Below are 17026 nucleotides of genomic sequence, written 5' to 3' on the forward strand. Positions count from 1 at the left end.
GCTCGCGGGGAGGGCTCATGGGCGGTCGGTTGTCATGGGGTCTGCGCGGAATCCGCGCAATCCGACGCGCTCACGGGGCCGCGGGCGGGGCGCTCGGGGACGCGCGCTGCACGACCTCGAGCAGCTCGTCGAGCTCGAAGGGCTTGTGCAGGAACCCGGCGGCCGCGAGCGACGCAGTGCGCTCGGTGCCGGGATCGAGGGCGGACACGAGCACGACCGGGATCGACGCGAGCTCTCGCTCGCGCTCGACCTCCTCACGGAACTGCCAGCCGTTCATCACCGGCATCATCAGATCGAGCAGGATGAGGCGCGGTCGCAGCCCCGCGCGCAGCGCGTCGAGCGCCTCGCGTCCGTCGCGCGCCGCGTGCACCGAGAACCCCTCGCTCTCGAGCACTTGCACCATCGTCTCGCGGACGTCGGCGTCGTCCTCGACGACCATGATCGGTGCGCCGTTCTGCACGTCCGCGCTCACGCCGCCGATTCCTGGTCGTGCCGGCTCGCCGCACGGCGAGGCAGCGTCACGGTGAAGGTCGTGCCCACGCCGGGATCGCTCTCGACCTCGATGTGCCCGCCGAGCGCGTCGACGATGCGGCGCACGAGGTAGAGCCCGAGGCCGAGGCCTCCGTACTGTCGCGTCGGCACCGAGCGCGCCTCGAGCGAGAAGATGCGCGCGCGTCGATCCTCGGTGATGCCGGTGCCGTGATCGCGCACCCGCAGGCGCGCCACGTCGCCGTCGGCCTCGACCGCGACCTCGATGGGCTTGCCCGAGCCGTACTTGATCGCGTTCGAGAGCAGGTTGCCCACGACCTGCTCGAGGCGGAACGCGTCCCACTCGCCGGGAATCGCGACCGGCGCGGAGAGCGCGACGCGCGAGCCCGCGCGCTCGAAGCGATCGGCGAAGCGCGCGACCACGGTGCACACGAGCCCCGCGAGATCGACCTGCTCGATGGCGAGCCCGATGCGGTCGCGCGTGAGGCGCGAGGGATCGACGAGGTCCTCGACCACCACCGCGAGCTTGGTCGCGAGGCGGTGCACCGCCTCGAGCGCGCGCGCGAGCCGATCGGGTGCGAGGCCGCCGGGACGCAGCGTCGAGCGCTGCATGCTCTCGACCTGCATCTTCAGCAGGCTCAGCGGCATCTGCAGGTCGTGCGACGCGACCACGAGGAAGTCGTCGCGCGCGCGCAGCGCGGCCTTCGCGTCCTCGTGCAGCTGCGCGTCGTCGATCGCGAGCGCCGCGCGGGTCGCGTAGTCCTGCGCGAGCGCGATCTCGGTGTCTTTCCGCCACTTCGAGGGCTCGCCGCTCTCGATCAGCGAGAGCGCGCCGATCGTCCGTCCTCGTGCGCGCAGACCGATCGTCGCGCACGCGCGCACGCCCAGCGCGCGCGCCGCGTCGAGCCCGGCGTCGCTCGAGAGCCCGAGCAGCTCGCGCATCCGCTCCGGACCGACGTCGAGCGCGATGCTCGTCTCGCCCTCGGCGAGGGCGCGCGCGAGCGACGACTCCGGCGCGATCCGCGGCACGTCCCGGGCGATCGCGGCGGCCGAGGCCTCGATCGTCGCGGCGACGGACGCGCGCCGCACCGAGCCGTCGCCCGCCACGAGGTGCAGCACGCTCCACGACGCGAGCCGAGGAAGCGCGGCGCGCGCCGCGGCGCGCAGCGTGCTCTCGAGGTCCTCGGGATCGACGAGCGCGCGGCTCGCATCGGCGATGAACGCGAGGCGCTCGCGCGCCGCGTCGGCCTCCTCGCGCGCGTGCCGCTCCAGCGAGAGCAGGCGCGCGCGCTCCTCCTCGGTGCGCTTGCGCGCGGTGATGTTCTCCACGAGCGCGAGGAAGACCGGCGGCGTCTCGGTGCGCGAGAGGCGGATGCGCGCCTCGACCGGATACGTCGTCCCGTCCTTCCGCACGTGCTCGGTCTCGAGCACGACGTGGTCGCGCTCGCCGGTGCGCAGCGGCTCGAGCAGCGCCTCGAGGGCCGCCCCGCTCGGCTCGCGCCAGAGCTCGGTGATCTTCGCGCCGCGCAGCTCGTCGCTGCGGTACCCGAGGTTGCGCAGCGCGCTCGCGTTCTCCTGCACCAGGACCAGGCTCGACGCGTCGAACGCGTAGACCTCGATCGGCGCGTCGTCGACGATGCGGCCGAGCCGGGTCGTGACCTCCTCGGCGCGCCGCACCTGGGTGACGTCCTGCAGCGCGAGCACGGCGACGGAGGGCTCGGCCTGCGCGGCCGGGAGCAGCGCGCCGTGCACGAGCAGATCGCGCCGCCCCGCGGCCGTCGTCGCGGTGAGCGGCACGCCCTCGAGGCGCTCGCCGCGCGCCACGCGCGACATGGGCGAGTCGCTGTCGGGCAGCGGGCGCCCGCGCAGGTCCTCGCAGACGATCGTGCTCTTTCCGTCGCGCGTGAAGCGCCCTGCGGCGAGCCGATCCGCGGCCTCGTTGGCGAAGGTGACCCGCGCCTGCGCGGGATCGACGAGGACCAGCGGCACCGGCGCGAGATCGAGCACGCGCTCGAGCTGACGCCGCTGCGCGATCGCCTCCGCGGATCGCTCCTCGGCGCGCACCTGCGCGTCCTGCGCGGCGTGCCTCGCGGCGACGTCGGCCCGCCGCTGCCGGAGCTGCCCGTGCACCGCCTGCCCGAGCTTCCCCGCGGCGCCGAGCACCAGCACGACCTGCAGGATCGCGGCGTCACCCTCGATCGCGATCGTGAACACGATGAAGATGATCCCCGCGGAGATCGCCGCGACGAGCGGGCTCCACGCGGGCATCGGCAGGTCGTGCTCGTGCACGTCCGAGTACCACGCCCACGCGAGCAGCCCTCCGCCGTGCGCCGCGAGCGCGAGCGCGACGAGGAGCGGCATCTCGACGCCGTAGCGCTGCAGCATCGGCACGGACATCGAGAAGGCGAGCATCGACGCGAGCGCGAGGCCGAGCGTCAGCGTGCTCGCGATCGCGACCGCGGCCCGGGCTCGGCGTCGCGCCGCGAACAGCGTGATGCTCGCGCCCTGCGCCGCGAAGCACGCCGCGGTGCCGAGCGCGAGGCCGACGTAGGGCGACGCGATCGCGGCGCGATCCCCCTCGAGGAGGGCATCGAGCGCGCGGAACGTCGCGAGCGCGCCCACGCAGGCGAGACCGACTCCCCCGAAGCCCGCGGCCATCCGCGCCCGAGGTGAGCCGAGCATCGCGAGGCTGCTCGCCCCGAGGAGGAGCAAGCACGCCACCGCGGCGATCGACGGAGCAGGGCCGAGGTCGAACGGCTGCAGCAGCACCCGTACGTCGAGCGCGTGGCCCACCGCGCCGAGCACGCCCGCGCCGAGCGCGACCACTCCGGCCGCGCGCGCGACGGGATCCCACCTCGACGTCCGGGTCGCCTCCGAGGAGCGCATCGCTCTGTGCGATCGCGAAGCAGGCGTCGTGCCCCACGTCTCGGGCCCGTGCGCGTGGAGCAACGAGCGATCGCGCGAGGCAGCGCGCTACGTGTGACGAATCTCGTCCCTGCCCTCCGGGCCGATCGGGGGCGCGATCCGTGTAGCCGGTGCGCCGCGGCGCTACGTGATGATCACGTCACGTGGGGACGTCGTATGGCTCGCGCGGTCTCGCTGGCGTCGATCGTGGACGAGCTCCCCGCCGGGATGGTCGTGTGGGACGCGCGAGGCCGCGTCCTCGACGCGAACCGCGCGTTCTACGAGATGCTCGGCCTCGCGAGCGATCCCCCGCCCGAGCTCGACTACTGGAACATCAGCGCGGGCGGGCAGAAGCAGCGGGAGCTCAACCGGCTGCAGGCACGACGTGGTGAGCCCTACGAGAAGGAGCTGATCACCGCGACCGGTGAGCGCATCTCGGTGCGCGTGAACGGCGGCCTGGTGGTGGGCGAGGCGCCCGGCGGCGACGTGATCTTCGCTGCGACGATCGTGCGTGCGGGCGACGGCGGGCTCGGTCCCGAGCAGGAGCACGAGCGCATGCTGCGCCGGCGCAACGAGCTCTATCTCCGGCTCGCGAAGAGCCTGCTCGCGGCGCGAGGCGATCTCGCCGGCGCGATCCGCGAGGTCACCGAGGCCGCCGCCGAGGCGATGGGCGTCAGCCGCACCTCGGTGTGGCTCTACGATCCGACCCGCACGAAGATCGTCTGCCACGATCTCTTCGAGGCCGATCTCGGGCGTCACTCGTCGGGCGCGGAGATCCTCGCGAGCGAGTACCCCGACTACTTCGACGCGCTCGCGGAGGATCGCGCGATCGTCGCCGACGACGTGCAGACGCACTTCGCGACGCGCGAGCTCTCCCCCGCGTACCTGCGCCCGCTCGGCATCGTGTCGATGCTCGATGCGCCCGTGCGCTTCTGTGGCCGGCTCGCGGGAGTGCTCTGCTACGAGCACTCCGGCGCGGGGCGCCAGTGGGCCCACGACGACGTGCAGTGCGCCGCGTCGATGGCCGACTTCGTGGGGCGCGCGCTCGAGGCCGCGGAGCGCCTCCGCGCCGAGGGCGAGCTGCAGCGCGCGAACGAGGAGCTCGAGCGCCGCATCATCGAGCGCACCGAGGCGGTGCACGCGCGCGACGAGTTCCTCTCGATCGCGTCGCACGAGCTGCGCACGCCGCTCACGCCGCTGAAGCTCCAGATGCAGCTCCTCGCGGCGGCGGCGGATCGGAGCGCCTGGCTCCCGAACACCCACGACATGCTGCGCTCGTCGCTGCGGCAGGTGCGCCGGCTCGAGGATCTCGTCTCGACCCTGCTCGACGTCACGCGCGCGAGCGCGGGACGGCTCGAGATGAAGCCGGCGCAGACCGATCTCGCATTGATCGCGAGCGAGGTGGTGGAGCGCTTCCGGTCCGCGGGCACGACCGGCGGCTCCACGATCTCGCTGGTGATCGAGCCGCGCTCGATCGAGGGCACGTGGGACCCGCTGCGCATCGATCAGGTCCTCACGAACCTGCTCTCGAACGCGATCAAGTACGGCGAGGGACGCCCGATCGACGTCGAGGTCGTCGGAGCGGCGGCGACCGCTCGCATCGAGGTGCGCGATCGCGGCATCGGCATCGCCGAGACCGACCTCGAGCGCATCTTCGAGCGCTTCGTGCGCGCATCCTCGGCGCGCAGCTACGGCGGTCTCGGGCTCGGCCTGTACATCGCGCATCAGATCGTGAGCGCGCACGGCGGCACGATCCGGGTCTCGAGCGCGCCGGGGCAGGGCTCGACCTTCACCGTCGAGCTGCCCCGGCGTCTCCGCGCGCCCGCGCCCGAGACCACCGTGCACGCGTGAGCGTCGCGCTCACTCCGAGGCGCGGAGGAGGCGCGCGGCGTCGAGATAGAGCCCGCGCGTCTGCGAGAAGTCGTGTCGCAGATCGAGCAGCCCGAGCATGTCCCAGTGATCCCAGCCGCGGCGGCGCTCCACGAGCTGCCAGAGCCCGCGACGGATGGTCCCGTCGAAGCGCGAGACGACGTCGGTCGACGACGCGTGCGGACCGTCCATCGCGCGCGTGTTCACGATGCCGTCGTTCTCCCAGAGGCTGCGCGCGTCGACGCCGGCGACCTGGTAGTTGCCCATGAACGCCGTGAAGCCCCACAAGAACAGGTTGGTCTCGCTCATCGGCCGGTGATGGCCCGCGAGCGGGATCGGCAGCGAGGTGTGGTTCGCCCACGAGAAGTACACGACGTCGGGCCGTGCGCGCGCCCAGCCGTTGAGCGCCGCCGCGCCGTCGAGCGAGAGGTCGTAGAACGCGGTGTCGTGGTTGTCCGCGTCGAGCATCGTGCGCGTGATGCGCTCGAAGTACGCGGTGAGCGGCTCGCTCGCGGCGCGCGGCGCGAGCCCGAACTGATCGAGCTTGAAGTCGTAGAGCCCGCTCGCGCCGAGCGTGTTCACCGCGACCGCGAGCCCCGCGATCAGGCTGTTGGGGTTGAGATCGTTCTGCAGTGCGTGCGCGAGCGTCGATCCGTCGTTCGCGCCCGAGAGCGTCGCGACGCCGTGCACCCACTGCGGCCCGCCGCCCGCGAAGAGCGGCGAGAGCCCGGCCTCACCGTCGGGGCAGACGCCCGCCGGGCACGCCGCGCGCTCGTCCGGGTCGCCCTCCGCGAGCAGCGCGATCAGCACGCGCGCGGTCTGCGATCCCTGGCTGTGCGCGATGATGTTCACGCGCTGCACGTGCCCGTCCGGACCGACCTCGCCGAGCCCGGGCAGCAGCGCTTCGTAGGTGCGCCCGAAGCGCGCATGTCGATGCTCGATCGAGTGCGCCACGCCGTAGTCGACGGTGCCCCCGACGAGCTGCGCGTACATCTCCGCCGCGCGATCCCAGTTGCTCGAGAGCGGGCCCACCGCGACCGTCACGGTGTCGAAGCCCTCTCCGCGCAGCTCCGCTTCCAGGTCGCGCGTGCCGCCGAAGTGCTTCCAGCCGAGCAGCTCGTCGCGCCCCCACCCGAAGAAGCCGTGCAGCAGCACGACCGGGTTGCGCTCGACCGATGCGACCCCCGCGTCACCTCCGTGCAGCGCCGCGCCCGGCGCTTCCTCCGTTCCTCCTGCGCTGCCCCCCTCGCAGCCGACGACCAGCGAACAAGCCAAGAGCGTGTGCCACCCCTTCGCACGCAAGCCGAACATACGAGCCTCCTATTGCAGACGGACCGCTCCCTTCGCGCGCGCTCCATGCGCGCACGTCGTCCCGTGTGCGCGGAGCTCCGCGCGCACGAGTCCCCTGTCGAGCGCGCGGATCGCGCGCGCACGAGTACCCCGCCGGGCGCGCGGCGAGGCGCGCCCGGAATCGTTGGACCTCAAACGATCTCGATCAGATCACGATGCTTCGTGGACGAGCGGCGGCGCCTCGTCGCTGCGGAAGCGCGATGTGTCGCACGTCGCTCCCAGGATCCGCGCGCCGCGCCGCGACACGAGCAGCGCCTCCGTCGCGGCGAGCATCTCGCGATCGGAGAGCACACGACGCTCGTGCAGCGCGCCGATCAGCAACATGCCGATCTCGCGCACGATCGTGGACGCGTAGTCCTGCTCCCACACCGCGTGCATCGCGCCGCGCACGGCGCGCGCCTGATCGTCGTAGAGCCGCTTCAGCTCGCCGTACGTGATCATCGGGTCGCGCTCGATCGCCTCGTTCGCGGCGCGCACCGTCTCGTCGTACGCGTCGACGATCGAGTCGTGCGCGTCGGTCCAGAAGAGCGGCCCGTCGACCCGGTTGCCCGCCTCCTCGCGGCGCAGCTGGTACGCCGCCTGGAACGCCGCGCCGGTGCCCGAGCTGCCGAGCACGACCGTCACGTAGAACGCGTGCGGGATCGCCAGCGCGCGCTGCGCGATCGCCTCGAGCGCGATCGAGGCCTCCGACGACGCGAGGCGTCGCTGGGGATCCTCGCCCTCGAAGAGCACCTCGAGCACGAAGCGCGAGAGCGGCGCGTGGAGGAAGCGCGAGCAGCGCTTGGCGAGCGCGATCGCGAGCTGGCGCTGCTCCTCGGGCACCGAGCCGTGCAGCACGTAGCGTCGCCGCGAGAAGAAGAGCTCCGCGTACGTCGGCCAGTGCAGCAGCCACCCCGCGTACGCCGAGAGCGCCTCGCGCAGATCGGCTGCGACCGCGAGCTGGCGCCGCGCGGCGTCGCGCTTCGGGATGCTCGCGAGCGACTCGACGAAGTCGCGCTCCATGTCCTCGAGATAGCGGAGCAGCGCGCGCAGGTACGGCACCACGCCCCACTTCTCGGGATCGGGATCGGGCGTCGAGGGCGCGCCCGCGCCGAGCATGTAGTCGGTCGGGGTGACGAACGCGACCGGCGCCGCGATCGACTCCTCGAACTGCGTGACCACCTCGCACTCCGCGATCGCGCGGCTGTACGGCATCGCCTCGATCGCGCGATCGCCGAGCGCGGAGAGCGCGGCGCGCTGGCGCGGAGCGGCGACGCGGCGCGCGAGCTCGCGCTGGAGCGTGCCGCGGATGGTGCGCATCTCGTCGTCGGTCGCGCCGAGCTCCGCGAAGTAGAGCTCGAGCGCGGTGGGATCGCGCAGGACAGTCTTGCCCTGCAGGAAGTTGCGGAAGGTCATCGCGCTCGCGGGACGTCCGCGCTCCGCCGCGTTCGCCCAGTACGCCTGCAGCACGGCCTCGCCGAGCGCGTGGTACCCGAGCCGGCTGACCTCGAAGCGACGCGCGAACGTCCTGCGGATGCCTTCGAGCGTGGTGAGATCGTCGCGTTCGCCGGGGCTAGACATGTCGTTCCTCGGAGGCGGGCTCGGCCGTGGTCAGGCCCTCGCGCATGCGGCGTTCCAGCCGCGCGCGCGAGCGTTGCCGTCGTGCTTCGTGCTCGGCGCGGGCGCGTGCCTCGTGCACCGCGCGCTCGAAGTGCGGGCTCAGCGCGTCGAAGTCGTCGTTCGCGCCGCGCGAGAGGTTGTGGCGACCGGGCACCATGCTGGTCGCGATCGCGCCGTGTGCGTTGCGCAGCCGCTTCAGCGCCTGCTCGATCTGGCCGCGGCACGCGCTCGCCGAGAGCCACGTGTCCTCTTCGCCCCAGAGCGCGACGGCCCACGCGAGCTCGTTGTGCACGAGCGAGCGCGTCACGAAGCGCGTGAAGCGGACGAGCTCGACCTCGCTGGTGCGCTGGAGCAGCCCGAATTCGCCGACCTGTCGCAGCGCGGAGTCCATGCCGTCGTCCTCGCGCAGATCACGCAGCGACCACGCGATGGTCTCCTCGTCGGCCGCCTGGAGATCGGCGAGCACGTACGCGGTGATCGCGAGCTGCAGCGTGCGCACCACGCGCGTCGCGAGGCCGGTGAGCCACGAGGGCACCACGCCGCGCGACACCGCGTCGGTGTACGCGCTCGCGAGCGTGCCGAAGCCCGCGATCATCTCGACGATGCGCGGCAGGCGGCGCGGCCGCGCGAGCGGCGGAGAGAGCGCGATGCACGACACCGCCTTGCGCTTCTCGTCCGCGATCCGCGCCGCGACCTCGAGCGCGAGCGCGCCGCCGCGGCTCAGGCCGACGAGCACGAAGGGCCCGCTCGACGCATCGATCAGCGGCTCGAGCGCGGTCCACACGCGCGGGCTGAGCGTCGCGAGATCCTCGTACGCGAGCGGGTCCGCGGGGCCGTCCACGACGAAGTGGCGCTGGGTGCGCAGCGCCGGGCACGCACGCACGAGCCGCGCGATGCAGGGCAGCGGACCGTGCCGCGTCTCGCCGGTGCCGACGAAGTGCAGGACGATCATCGGGTCCACGCAGCGCAGCGGCTCGGTCTGCACGGCGCCGAGCCAGCGCGGATCGATCTCGTGCAGTCCGTCGTTCACCCGCCGCAGCGGCGAGCAGCGTGGATCGGCCTCGCGCGCGCGACGTGTCGCTTCGCGCACCGCGCGGAGATGACGCAGCCGCACGTGCGGTGCGCAGCGGACGAGGCCCCACACGGCGCGGGCGCTCTGCCACGCGAGGCGAGACCACGACAGCGCGGGCCGCTGCCCTTCGGACGACGAGGTGCTCATCGCTTCCCCTTCCCCTGCGAAGCGCAATCTAAAAGGGTCGTACAAAAATTGGAAGAACGTTTTGTACGTTTTATTTTGTTCGCGCTCGGCGCAACGTTTCCAGGCCCACCTCAGCCGAACGCGCGGGCGGCGCGCGGCGCCGGGATCGAGCTCGCCGCGAAGCCGGGCACCGACTTCGAAGCGAACGCGTAGAGCGCGCCGAGCGAGTCGTACGCGGTGATCTTGTCGGTCGCGAGGTGCACCACGGCCGCGCCCATCCGGACCATGCGCGACGGGCTGTAGAGGTGGATCTGCGCGGGGTGCTCGCGCAGCCACTGCGTCCAGCCCGCGCGGTAGCCGGAGTCGTAGGTCTGCAGATCCGTGAGATCGATGATCACCGTCAGGCCCGAGCGGGCTCCGACGTGCGGCTCGAGGAACTTCCAGTGGAAGGGCAGCAGGCCCTCGAGCGCGTGGCCGCCGATGCGCAGGAAGCACGCGCCCGGCGCGAGCGAGCGGTGCTGCGCGTAGCCGCGCGGCCACTCGACGACCACGGTCCCGTGCTCGTTCGTGCTGCGGAAGTCGCTCTCGGCCATGCGCCTCATCGTATAGGGGCCGCGTGCTCGCGTGCGCCGGGGGCAGCGCGCCACGCGTGCGCTGGCGAGCGCGTGCCTCCTCTGCTCTCATGCGCGCGCGATGACCCTCGACCTCGCCGTTCTCGTCTCCGGCCGTGGCTCCAACCTCCGCGCGATCTGCGCGGCGATCGACGCGGGGCGCTGCGACGCGCGCATCGTGGGCGTGCTCGCGGATCGTTCGCAGGCCGACGCGCTCGGGTTCGCGAGCGAGCGCGGCATCCCGACGCGCGTGTGCCGCCCCAAGGATCACGCGTCGCGCGAGGCGTGGGACGCGGCGCTCGCGGACGAGGTCGCGTCGTTCTCGCCGGGGCTCGTGGTGCTCGCGGGGTTCATGCGCATCGTCGGCCCCGCGATGCTCGCGCGCTTCCCGTACCGCATCGTGAACGTGCACCCCGCGCTCTTGCCCGCGTTCCCCGGCACCGACGGACCGGCGCAGGCGATCGCGGCGGGCGTGCGCCTCAGCGGGTGCACCGTGCACCTCGTCGACGCCGGCGTGGACACCGGGCCGATCCTCGCGCAGGCCGCGGTGCCGGTGCTGCCGAGCGACGACGCGAGCGCGCTGCACGCGCGCATCCAGGGCCAGGAGCACCGCGTCTTCCCCGCAGTGATCGACGCGATCGCGCGCGGATGGATCGTTCCCGGCGCGCGACCGACGTTCGCGCCGGGTTGCCCGTTCGGCGAGGGAGCGCTGGTGTGCCCCGCGCTCGTCTGATCGCGCTCGCGATCCTGATCGCGTCGTGCGGCTCGAGCGCGCCTGCGGTCACGCGCCCAGCCCCGGTCGCCGACGTCGCGGACGACGCGTGGGCGCGTGCCTGCGACGAGGGCCCGGTGCGGGAGCGTCTCGAGCGGTTCCGCCAGCTCGATCTCCAGCGCGCCCGCGCTCGCGGCGAGGCGCGCACGATCACCGCGCTCGAGGCGTGGTGCCCGCGGGGCTGCGAGGGCGTGCCGATCGCACCGATCGATCAGGACGCGCGCGCGGTCGCGCTCGGGGCGGCGCGGCGCGCGATCGAGCTGTGCGGCGAGCGCGACGCGATCGCGCTGACCACCGAGCTGGTGCGCTTCCAGACCGTCGCCGCGATCGCGCCGCCCGCGAGCAACGCCGAGCACGCGCGCCTCGCGGCGTGGCTCGCACGGTGGAGCGAGGAAGCGGGGCTCGTGTTCCGCGTCTCCGGCGAGAACGACGCGTGGGAGATCGAGCTGCCGGGAGGGCGCGACGAGCGCGCGCTCTCCTACGTGTTCCACGCGGACGTGGTGCCGGTGAACGACCCGCCGAGCGTGATCGCGAGCGATGCGGTGCCGAGCGGATGGACCGTCGCGCCGTTCGAGGCGCACGTCGACGCGGGGCGCCTCTACGGTCGGGGCACCGAGGACGACAAGGGGCCGATCGCCGCGGGCATGGTCGTGCTCGCGTCGCTGCGCGACGCGGGGATCGCGCCCGAGGCGGGATCGATCGTGCTCGCGCTCGGCACCGCGGAAGAAGAGGATTGGGAGCCGATGCGTCGCTACGCCGCGAGCGCGCCGCGCGCGCGGCACGTGGTGTCGGTGGACGCGTCGTATCCGGTGGTCGCGGCCGAGAGCGGGTTCGTCGCGTGGGGGCTCGTCGTGCCCGCGATCGACGTGCGGCGCAGCGAGCGTCGCGCCGTCGCGCTCGATGCGCGCGCGGGGTTGTTCCTCACGCAGATCCCCGACCAGGCCGAGCTCGTGGTGCGCCCCCCGCGCGGGATCGCGCTCGACGTGTGGATCGAGCGCGCGCGAGAGGCCGCGCGGATCGAGCTCGATGCGCGCGACCAGCCCGCGTACCGGATCGACGTCGATGCCATCGAGCGCGAGGGCGAGCAGGTGGCGCGCATCGTCGCCCACGGTCGCTCGGCGCACTCGTCGGTGCCGGACGAGGGCCTCAACGCGATGTGGCTCCTCGCGGGGATCGCGGCGCGGCTCGAGCTCGCGCCCGGCGCGATCCCGAGCGCGCTCGCGATCGTGCGCGGGTTCTTCGACGGCGATGACTTCGGCGAGCGCCTCGGCGTCGGGTACGCGGACGACTTCATGGGCGCGCTCACGTCGGCGGCGACGCTGCTCCGCGCGAGCCCCGAGGGCGTCACGCTGCAGGTCAACATGCGTCGTCCCCGCGGGCAGAGCACCGACGAGTTCCGGGCGAGCCTCGACGCGGCGCTCGAGCGCGTGCGCGCGGAGCATCCGGACGTGCGCGCGATCGACGAGGTGCACGTCGGCGAGCCGCACGTCGCGGACCTCGAGGGCGAGCTCGTGCCGACGCTGATGGCGGTGTGGCGCACCGTGCGCGACGAGCCCGCCGCGAGGCCGATCTCGATCCGCGGCGGCACCTACGCGCGCTTGTTCCCGGGCGCGGTGGACTTCGGGCCTTCGCTCCCGGGGCGGCGCTACGCAGGGCACGGTGCCGACGAGTTCATCGAGCTCGAGGCGCTGCACGCGACGACGCTGATGCTCTACGACGCCGCGCTGCGCCTGACCGGCGAGACCGACTAGATCGCCAGTCCCACGCGGCGTCGCGCGAGCAGGCAGTTCGCGCTGCCCACCGTGAAGTCGCGGCAGGTGCGCGGACGATCGTCGTACACCCGGCACGCGTAGCGCGCGCTCGCGCTCCCATCGCCCTCGAGCGCGGGGCAGCGGCCCCCGGGGCGCGGGATCTCGAGCACGTCGTCGCGCACCACGACCAGCTCGGGATGACGCCGCGCGATGCGCTCGCGGCCGTGCAGCAAGAGCGTGTCGAACGCCTCGCGGCAGCACGCGCCGCACGCCTGGCAGTCGAGCGTCGCGGGCTCCCATCGCTCGCACGCCGGAGACGACGTGCGGGTCGGGCGCTCGGCATGGAGGCAGCGCCGCCCGGTGCCGTGACGCGCCGCCCACGCGCAGGTCCCGCAGGTCTCGTGCTCGCCGGCCGTGCCCGCCGGCGCCAGCGGGAGCTCGGTCGTCGGATGGCGCGGTCGCGGCGGCTCCACGCGCGACCACAGCGAGCCCGGCGCGTGCGATCCGTGCGCCGCGGTCGCCTGCGCGATCGCCGCGGTCGCGAGCAGCGCCTCGCGCAGGTGCGGTGCCCACGGGCCCTGGTGGGTGCGCACGAACGCGAGCCGCGCGAGCGGCACCGAGGGATCGTCGTGCGGCGCGAGCGGGTCGGGCCCCAGCGCGTCCCAGAAGAGCCGGAAGTCCGTCGTCGGCGCGAGCACGCCCGCGAGCCCGAGCGGCCGCGTGAGCAGCGCCTGCAGGCGCAGGCACGCGTGCTCGCGCACCACGTCGCGATCGCTCTCGTTGTCGAGGCCCCAGTCGGGCTGCTCGAACGACTCGGGACCCTGCACGAGCGAGTGGCAGAGCTCGTGGAAGATCATCTGCGCGAGCGAGTCGTCGGCATCGAGCTCGGGCGGCGTCGCGATCGCGAGCGTGCCGCGCCCGTCGGACGTCGCGTACGCACCCTCGAGCCGCACCACGCGCAGACCGATGCGCTCGGCGCACGTGATCCAGATGCGATCGAGAGGGTCCTCGTAGCGGTGCGTGACGGCGCGCATCGTGCGGAGAGAAGGCCAGTCATAGCACCGGACCCCGGCGTATCCTCCCCCGCGACATGGGCCTGCTCTCGGACCTCGGGCTCGGCGCTGCGCGCTCGCTCCGCACCCGCCTCGGCGCGCGCGGCGCGCTGCGCGTGCTCTCGCCGATGATCGCGGGCAGCGATCCGAGCCCGTCGCGCGCCGCCGCGATCGTCGTCGCGCTCGAGTGCGCGGCCGAGGTCGGCGACGCGGACGCGATCGAGACGCTCTCGGGCTGGTGGGCGGTCGAGCACGTGGGCGCGCGCAGCGCCGACGTCGCGCCGGTGATCGCGTCGCTGCTGCGCACCTCGAAGCCCCTCGCGCGCGTGCTCGCCGACGCCGAGGTGCAGCGCCGCGATCACGCGATCTCCCGCGCGATGCGCGCGGTCGTGCACGAGCAGAGCGGCGCGCTCGACGACGCCGCCGCGGACTGGCGCTGGGCCGCGAGCGAGGCCGACCGCGCGGGGGCGCCGGAGCGCGCGCGCGCCGCACGCGTCGAGCTCGCGCGGCTGCTCGCGCGCCAGTCGGGCCACAAGCTCGACGCGGCCCGCGTGGCCTCCTCGATCCCCGACGACCACCCCGGCGATCGCGCGCGGCTCGTGCTCGCGATCGCGCGCCTCGGCGAGACCGGTCGTTACGCACGGGTGCGCGGCCTCGACGCGCTGGTCGAGCTCGCGTCGCATCGTGCCCCCGAGATCGCCCGCGCCGCGATCCGCGCCGCCTGCGCCCACGCCGACGAGTCGGGCGCCGCGCTCACCGGCGTCGAGCTCGAGCGGGTCCGCAGCGCCGCGGCGAAGTGGCCCGACGCCCCGGAGCGCGCGCGTGTGCTCGCGACGCTCGACGCGATCGCGGCGACGGTCGACACCGACGAGGCCGCACGCAGCGCCGCCATCGTGCGTGCCGCCGCGATCGACGAGCCCACGCGCGCGCAGCTCGAGCGCGCGCGGGGCGTGCTCTCCGGGGGCGCGGTGGGACCTCGCCCCGCGCGCGACCCCGGCGCGTGGTGCGCGCTCGCGGTGATCGCGTCGCTCCGCGCCGGGCGTGACGACGAGGCGCGCGAGCGGGTGCGCGAGCTCCGCGCCATCGGCGTCGGCGAGGGCGAGCCGCCGGCGTGGACCGCCGCGTGGTGCGCGCTCGCGCGCCCGGCGACGAGGCCCGACGCGATCGCGCTCGCCGAGGCGCTGCTCGCGACGCGCGGCGCGCCGCCCCGTGGGTTCCTCCACTTCGCCTCGCACCTCGAGCAGGCCGGCGCCGAGACGCTCGCGCTCCGTGCGCTGGCGCGCGCCCACGAGCAGCGGGAGCTCGGCGCGAAGGAGCGTCGCGTCGACGCGCTGGTGCGCGCGGGATGGCGCGCGTGGAGCGAGGGTCGTCGCGACGATGCCCGCACCCACCTCCTGGAGGCGCGCGCGCTGCGTTAGCGGGCGGGGTCTTGGAAGACCCCGCCCCCCGACCGGCGGAGCCGGATCGGGGCCCCCCGCCCCGAACGCTGCGCGCGGGGCCCCAGCCCCGCTTGCTCTCGTTCGAGGGCGGGCTCCGATCATCGACCGCCTCCGACGCGCGGGGCTACGCTCTCGGGCGTGCGCCCGACCTCTTGGCTCGCTGCGTTCTTCCTTCTGCTTCCATCGCTCGCCCACGCGCAGTCCCCCGACGCCTGCAGCGCCGAGGACCCCGACGCGTGCGCCGCGGCGGGGCGCGCCTTCGAGGACGGCACCGGCGTGCCCCGCGATCTCGCGCGCGCCGCCGACCTCTACCGCCGCGGCTGCGCGAGCCGTCACCCCGAGTCGTGTCGCCGCCTCGGCGCGATGCAGCTGCTCGGCGTCGGTGTCCCTGCCGATCCCGCGCAAGCGCGCGTGCAGTTCCAGACCGCGTGCGAAGCCGGCGACGCCCCGGCGTGCTTCGACCTCGGGCGCATCATCGAGCGCGGGATCGGTCGCGAGGCCGACTTCACGCGGGCCCGCGGCTTCTACGAGCGCGGCTGTCGCCAAGGGCACGGCCCCTCGTGCACCCACGTCGGCCGCATGCTCTCCGGCAGCAGCGGCACGCGCGAGCTGCGCGAGTCGGCGGCGCTGCTCGAGATGGGCTGCGCGCTGAACGACGCGCCCGCGTGCACGCTGCTCGGGTGGATGCACGCCGAGGGACGCGGCGTGGGCCGCGACGCGGCGCGCGCCGCCGAGCTCTACGAGCTCGGGTGCGATCAGGACGACTTCGCCGGGTGCGAGCAGCTCGGCGCGATGCTGCGCGAAGGGCAGGGCGTCACCGCCGATCTCCAGCGCGCCGAGCGCTACCTGCGCCGCGCCTGCGAGGCGAACCGCGCGCCCGCGTGCAACGACCTCGGTCTTCTGCTCGAGGACGCGCGCGGCGCGGCGCCCGCGGCGGCGTTCTTCGAGCGCGCGTGCGAGGGCGGCGAGCTCGTCGGCTGCGTGAACCTCGGGCGCTTGCACGACCAGGGCGCGGGCATCGCCGCCGATCCCGCGCGCGCCGTCGCGCTCTACGATCGTGCGTGCCGCGGCGGCGACGGGCTCGGCTGCGTGAGCCTCGGCCTGCTGCGCGAAGAAGGCCGGGGCGCGGCCCGCGATCTCGAGGCCGCGGCGCGCCTCTACCGCGACGCGTGCCAGCGCCACGAGCGCCTCGGCTGCATCCACCTCGGGCGCATGCACGACGACGGTCGGGGCGTCGCGCGTGATCCCGCGGAAGCGGTGCGCCTGTTCCGTCGCGCGTGCGACGAGGGCGATCTCTACGGCTGCGCGAACCTCGGCTGGATGTACGAGCGCGGCCGCAGCGTCCCCGCCGATCCGGCGCGCGCCGCCGAGCTCTACGCGCGCGCCTGCGACGGCGAGGATCTGCTCGGCTGCGCGAACCTCGGCGCGCTGCACGAGGACGGCCGCGGCGTCCCCCGCGACCTCACGCGCGCGATCGCGCTCTACACCCGCGCGTGCGACGGCGACGAGCTCTACGGCTGCACCCGGCTCGGCCTCGCGTTCCGCCACGGCATCGGCGTCGCGCAGGACGATCGCCGCGCGCTCGAGCTCTTCACGCGCGCGTGCGACGGCGGTGATCTGCGCGGCTGCAACGCGCTCGGCTACATGCGCGAGCGCGGCCTCGCGACCAGCGCCGACGTGGGCGGCGCGGCGCGCCTCTACCAGCGCGCGTGCGAGGGCGGCGTCGCGCCCGGCTGCACCAGCCTCGGCGCGCTCTACGTGCGCGGCGAGGGCGTGACGCGCGCGCCGGCCCAGGGTGCGGCGCTGTTCCGCCAGGCGTGCGACGCGGGCCACGCGCTCGCGTGCAGCAACCTCGGCGCGCTCTACGAGAGCGGCACCGGCGTCGCGCGCGACGCACGGCTGGCGAGCGAGCTGTTCCGCCGCGCCTGCGCGGCCGGACATACGGCGGCGTGCGAGCGCACCGGCGCGCAGTAACGGCGCTCCACCAGGAAC

12 protein-coding genes are annotated in these 17026 nt (G+C 74.3%); 5 read left to right on the forward strand and 7 right to left on the reverse strand.

Annotated elements, in window-relative coordinates; genetic code table 11:
• Positions 1-70: 70 nt before the first annotated feature.
• Entirely contained in the window at positions 71-472 is a 402-nt protein-coding gene (locus I5071_RS09535; RefSeq protein ID WP_236605102.1) for a response regulator, read from the reverse strand.
• A complete protein-coding gene (locus tag I5071_RS09540; protein ID WP_236605103.1) occupies positions 469-3375 on the reverse strand; it encodes an ATP-binding protein in 2907 nt (968 codons plus the stop codon). Before I5071_RS09540 ends, I5071_RS09535 begins: the two co-directional genes overlap by 4 nt.
• Before the next feature lie 195 nt (positions 3376-3570).
• On the opposite strand from I5071_RS09540, the gene I5071_RS09545 reads away from it, so the two are divergent.
• Positions 3571-5244 (forward strand): ATP-binding protein, encoded by a 1674-nt coding sequence (locus I5071_RS09545; RefSeq protein ID WP_236605104.1) that lies wholly within the window; start codon positions 3571-3573, stop codon positions 5242-5244.
• A 9-nt stretch (positions 5245-5253) separates the two neighbouring features.
• Here the strand turns inward: I5071_RS09545 and I5071_RS09550 are convergent, their stop codons facing one another.
• From I5071_RS09550 to I5071_RS09565, 4 genes are all read right to left on the reverse strand, one after another.
• Positions 5254-6573 carry an esterase/lipase family protein gene (locus tag I5071_RS09550; RefSeq protein WP_236605105.1) on the reverse strand — a complete coding sequence of 440 codons (1320 nt, stop codon included), beginning with the start codon at positions 6571-6573 and terminating at the stop codon, positions 5254-5256.
• Between the two features lie 189 nt (positions 6574-6762).
• Entirely contained in the window at positions 6763-8172 is a 1410-nt protein-coding gene (locus I5071_RS09555) for a hypothetical protein (RefSeq protein WP_236605106.1), read from the reverse strand.
• Entirely contained in the window at positions 8165-9430 is a 1266-nt protein-coding gene (locus I5071_RS09560) for an alpha/beta fold hydrolase (protein WP_236605107.1), read from the reverse strand. Before I5071_RS09560 ends, I5071_RS09555 begins: the two co-directional genes overlap by 8 nt.
• 110 nt (positions 9431-9540) lie before the next feature.
• Positions 9541-10002 (reverse strand): hypothetical protein, encoded by a 462-nt coding sequence (locus I5071_RS09565; RefSeq protein WP_236605108.1) that lies wholly within the window; start codon positions 10000-10002, stop codon positions 9541-9543.
• 100 nt (positions 10003-10102) lie between these two features.
• Here I5071_RS09565 and purN point away from each other — a divergent pair, with 100 nt between their 5' ends.
• Complete coding sequence (purN, locus tag I5071_RS09570) at positions 10103-10753, forward strand: phosphoribosylglycinamide formyltransferase (RefSeq protein WP_236605109.1); 651 nt, start codon at positions 10103-10105, stop codon at positions 10751-10753.
• Positions 10735-12543 carry a M20/M25/M40 family metallo-hydrolase gene (locus tag I5071_RS09575; protein ID WP_236605110.1) on the forward strand — a complete coding sequence of 603 codons (1809 nt, stop codon included), beginning with the start codon at positions 10735-10737 and terminating at the stop codon, positions 12541-12543. The genes purN and I5071_RS09575 overlap by 19 nt, the downstream gene beginning before the upstream one ends.
• Here the strand turns inward: I5071_RS09575 and I5071_RS09580 are convergent.
• Complete coding sequence (locus I5071_RS09580) at positions 12540-13577, reverse strand: YkgJ family cysteine cluster protein (protein ID WP_236605111.1); 1038 nt, start codon at positions 13575-13577, stop codon at positions 12540-12542. The two genes, I5071_RS09575 and I5071_RS09580, sit on opposite strands and share 4 nt — an antisense overlap.
• 56 nt (positions 13578-13633) lie before the next feature.
• Here I5071_RS09580 and I5071_RS09585 point away from each other — a divergent pair, with 56 nt between their 5' ends.
• Positions 13634-15013: a hypothetical protein gene (locus I5071_RS09585; RefSeq protein WP_236605112.1), complete on the forward strand. Its 1380-nt coding sequence runs from the start codon at positions 13634-13636 to the stop codon at positions 15011-15013.
• A 159-nt stretch (positions 15014-15172) separates the two neighbouring features.
• Positions 15173-17008, forward strand: coding sequence for an SEL1-like repeat protein (locus I5071_RS09590; RefSeq protein WP_236605113.1), 1836 nt, complete (start codon positions 15173-15175; stop codon positions 17006-17008).
• Positions 17009-17026: the final 18 nt, after the last annotated feature.

Source organism: Sandaracinus amylolyticus (assembly GCF_021631985.1).
Lineage (GTDB): Bacteria > Myxococcota_A > Polyangia > Polyangiales > Sandaracinaceae > Sandaracinus > Sandaracinus amylolyticus_A.

Excerpts from the sequence above, each read along its gene's own strand:
- I5071_RS09540 (WP_236605103.1), bottom strand. The coding sequence starts at position 3,375 with ATGCGCTCCTCGGAGGCGACCCGGACGTCGAGGTGGGATCCCGTCGCG.
- I5071_RS09545 (WP_236605104.1), top strand. The coding sequence starts at position 3,571 with ATGGCTCGCGCGGTCTCGCTGGCGTCGATCGTGGACGAGCTCCCCGCC.
- I5071_RS09550 (WP_236605105.1), bottom strand. The coding sequence starts at position 6,573 with ATGTTCGGCTTGCGTGCGAAGGGGTGGCACACGCTCTTGGCTTGTTCG.
- I5071_RS09555 (WP_236605106.1), bottom strand. The coding sequence starts at position 8,172 with ATGTCTAGCCCCGGCGAACGCGACGATCTCACCACGCTCGAAGGCATC.
- I5071_RS09560 (WP_236605107.1), bottom strand. The coding sequence starts at position 9,430 with ATGAGCACCTCGTCGTCCGAAGGGCAGCGGCCCGCGCTGTCGTGGTCT.
- I5071_RS09565 (WP_236605108.1), bottom strand. The coding sequence starts at position 10,002 with ATGGCCGAGAGCGACTTCCGCAGCACGAACGAGCACGGGACCGTGGTC.
- purN (WP_236605109.1), top strand. The coding sequence starts at position 10,103 with ATGACCCTCGACCTCGCCGTTCTCGTCTCCGGCCGTGGCTCCAACCTC.
- I5071_RS09580 (WP_236605111.1), bottom strand. The coding sequence starts at position 13,577 with ATGCGCGCCGTCACGCACCGCTACGAGGACCCTCTCGATCGCATCTGG.
- I5071_RS09585 (WP_236605112.1), top strand. The coding sequence starts at position 13,634 with ATGGGCCTGCTCTCGGACCTCGGGCTCGGCGCTGCGCGCTCGCTCCGC.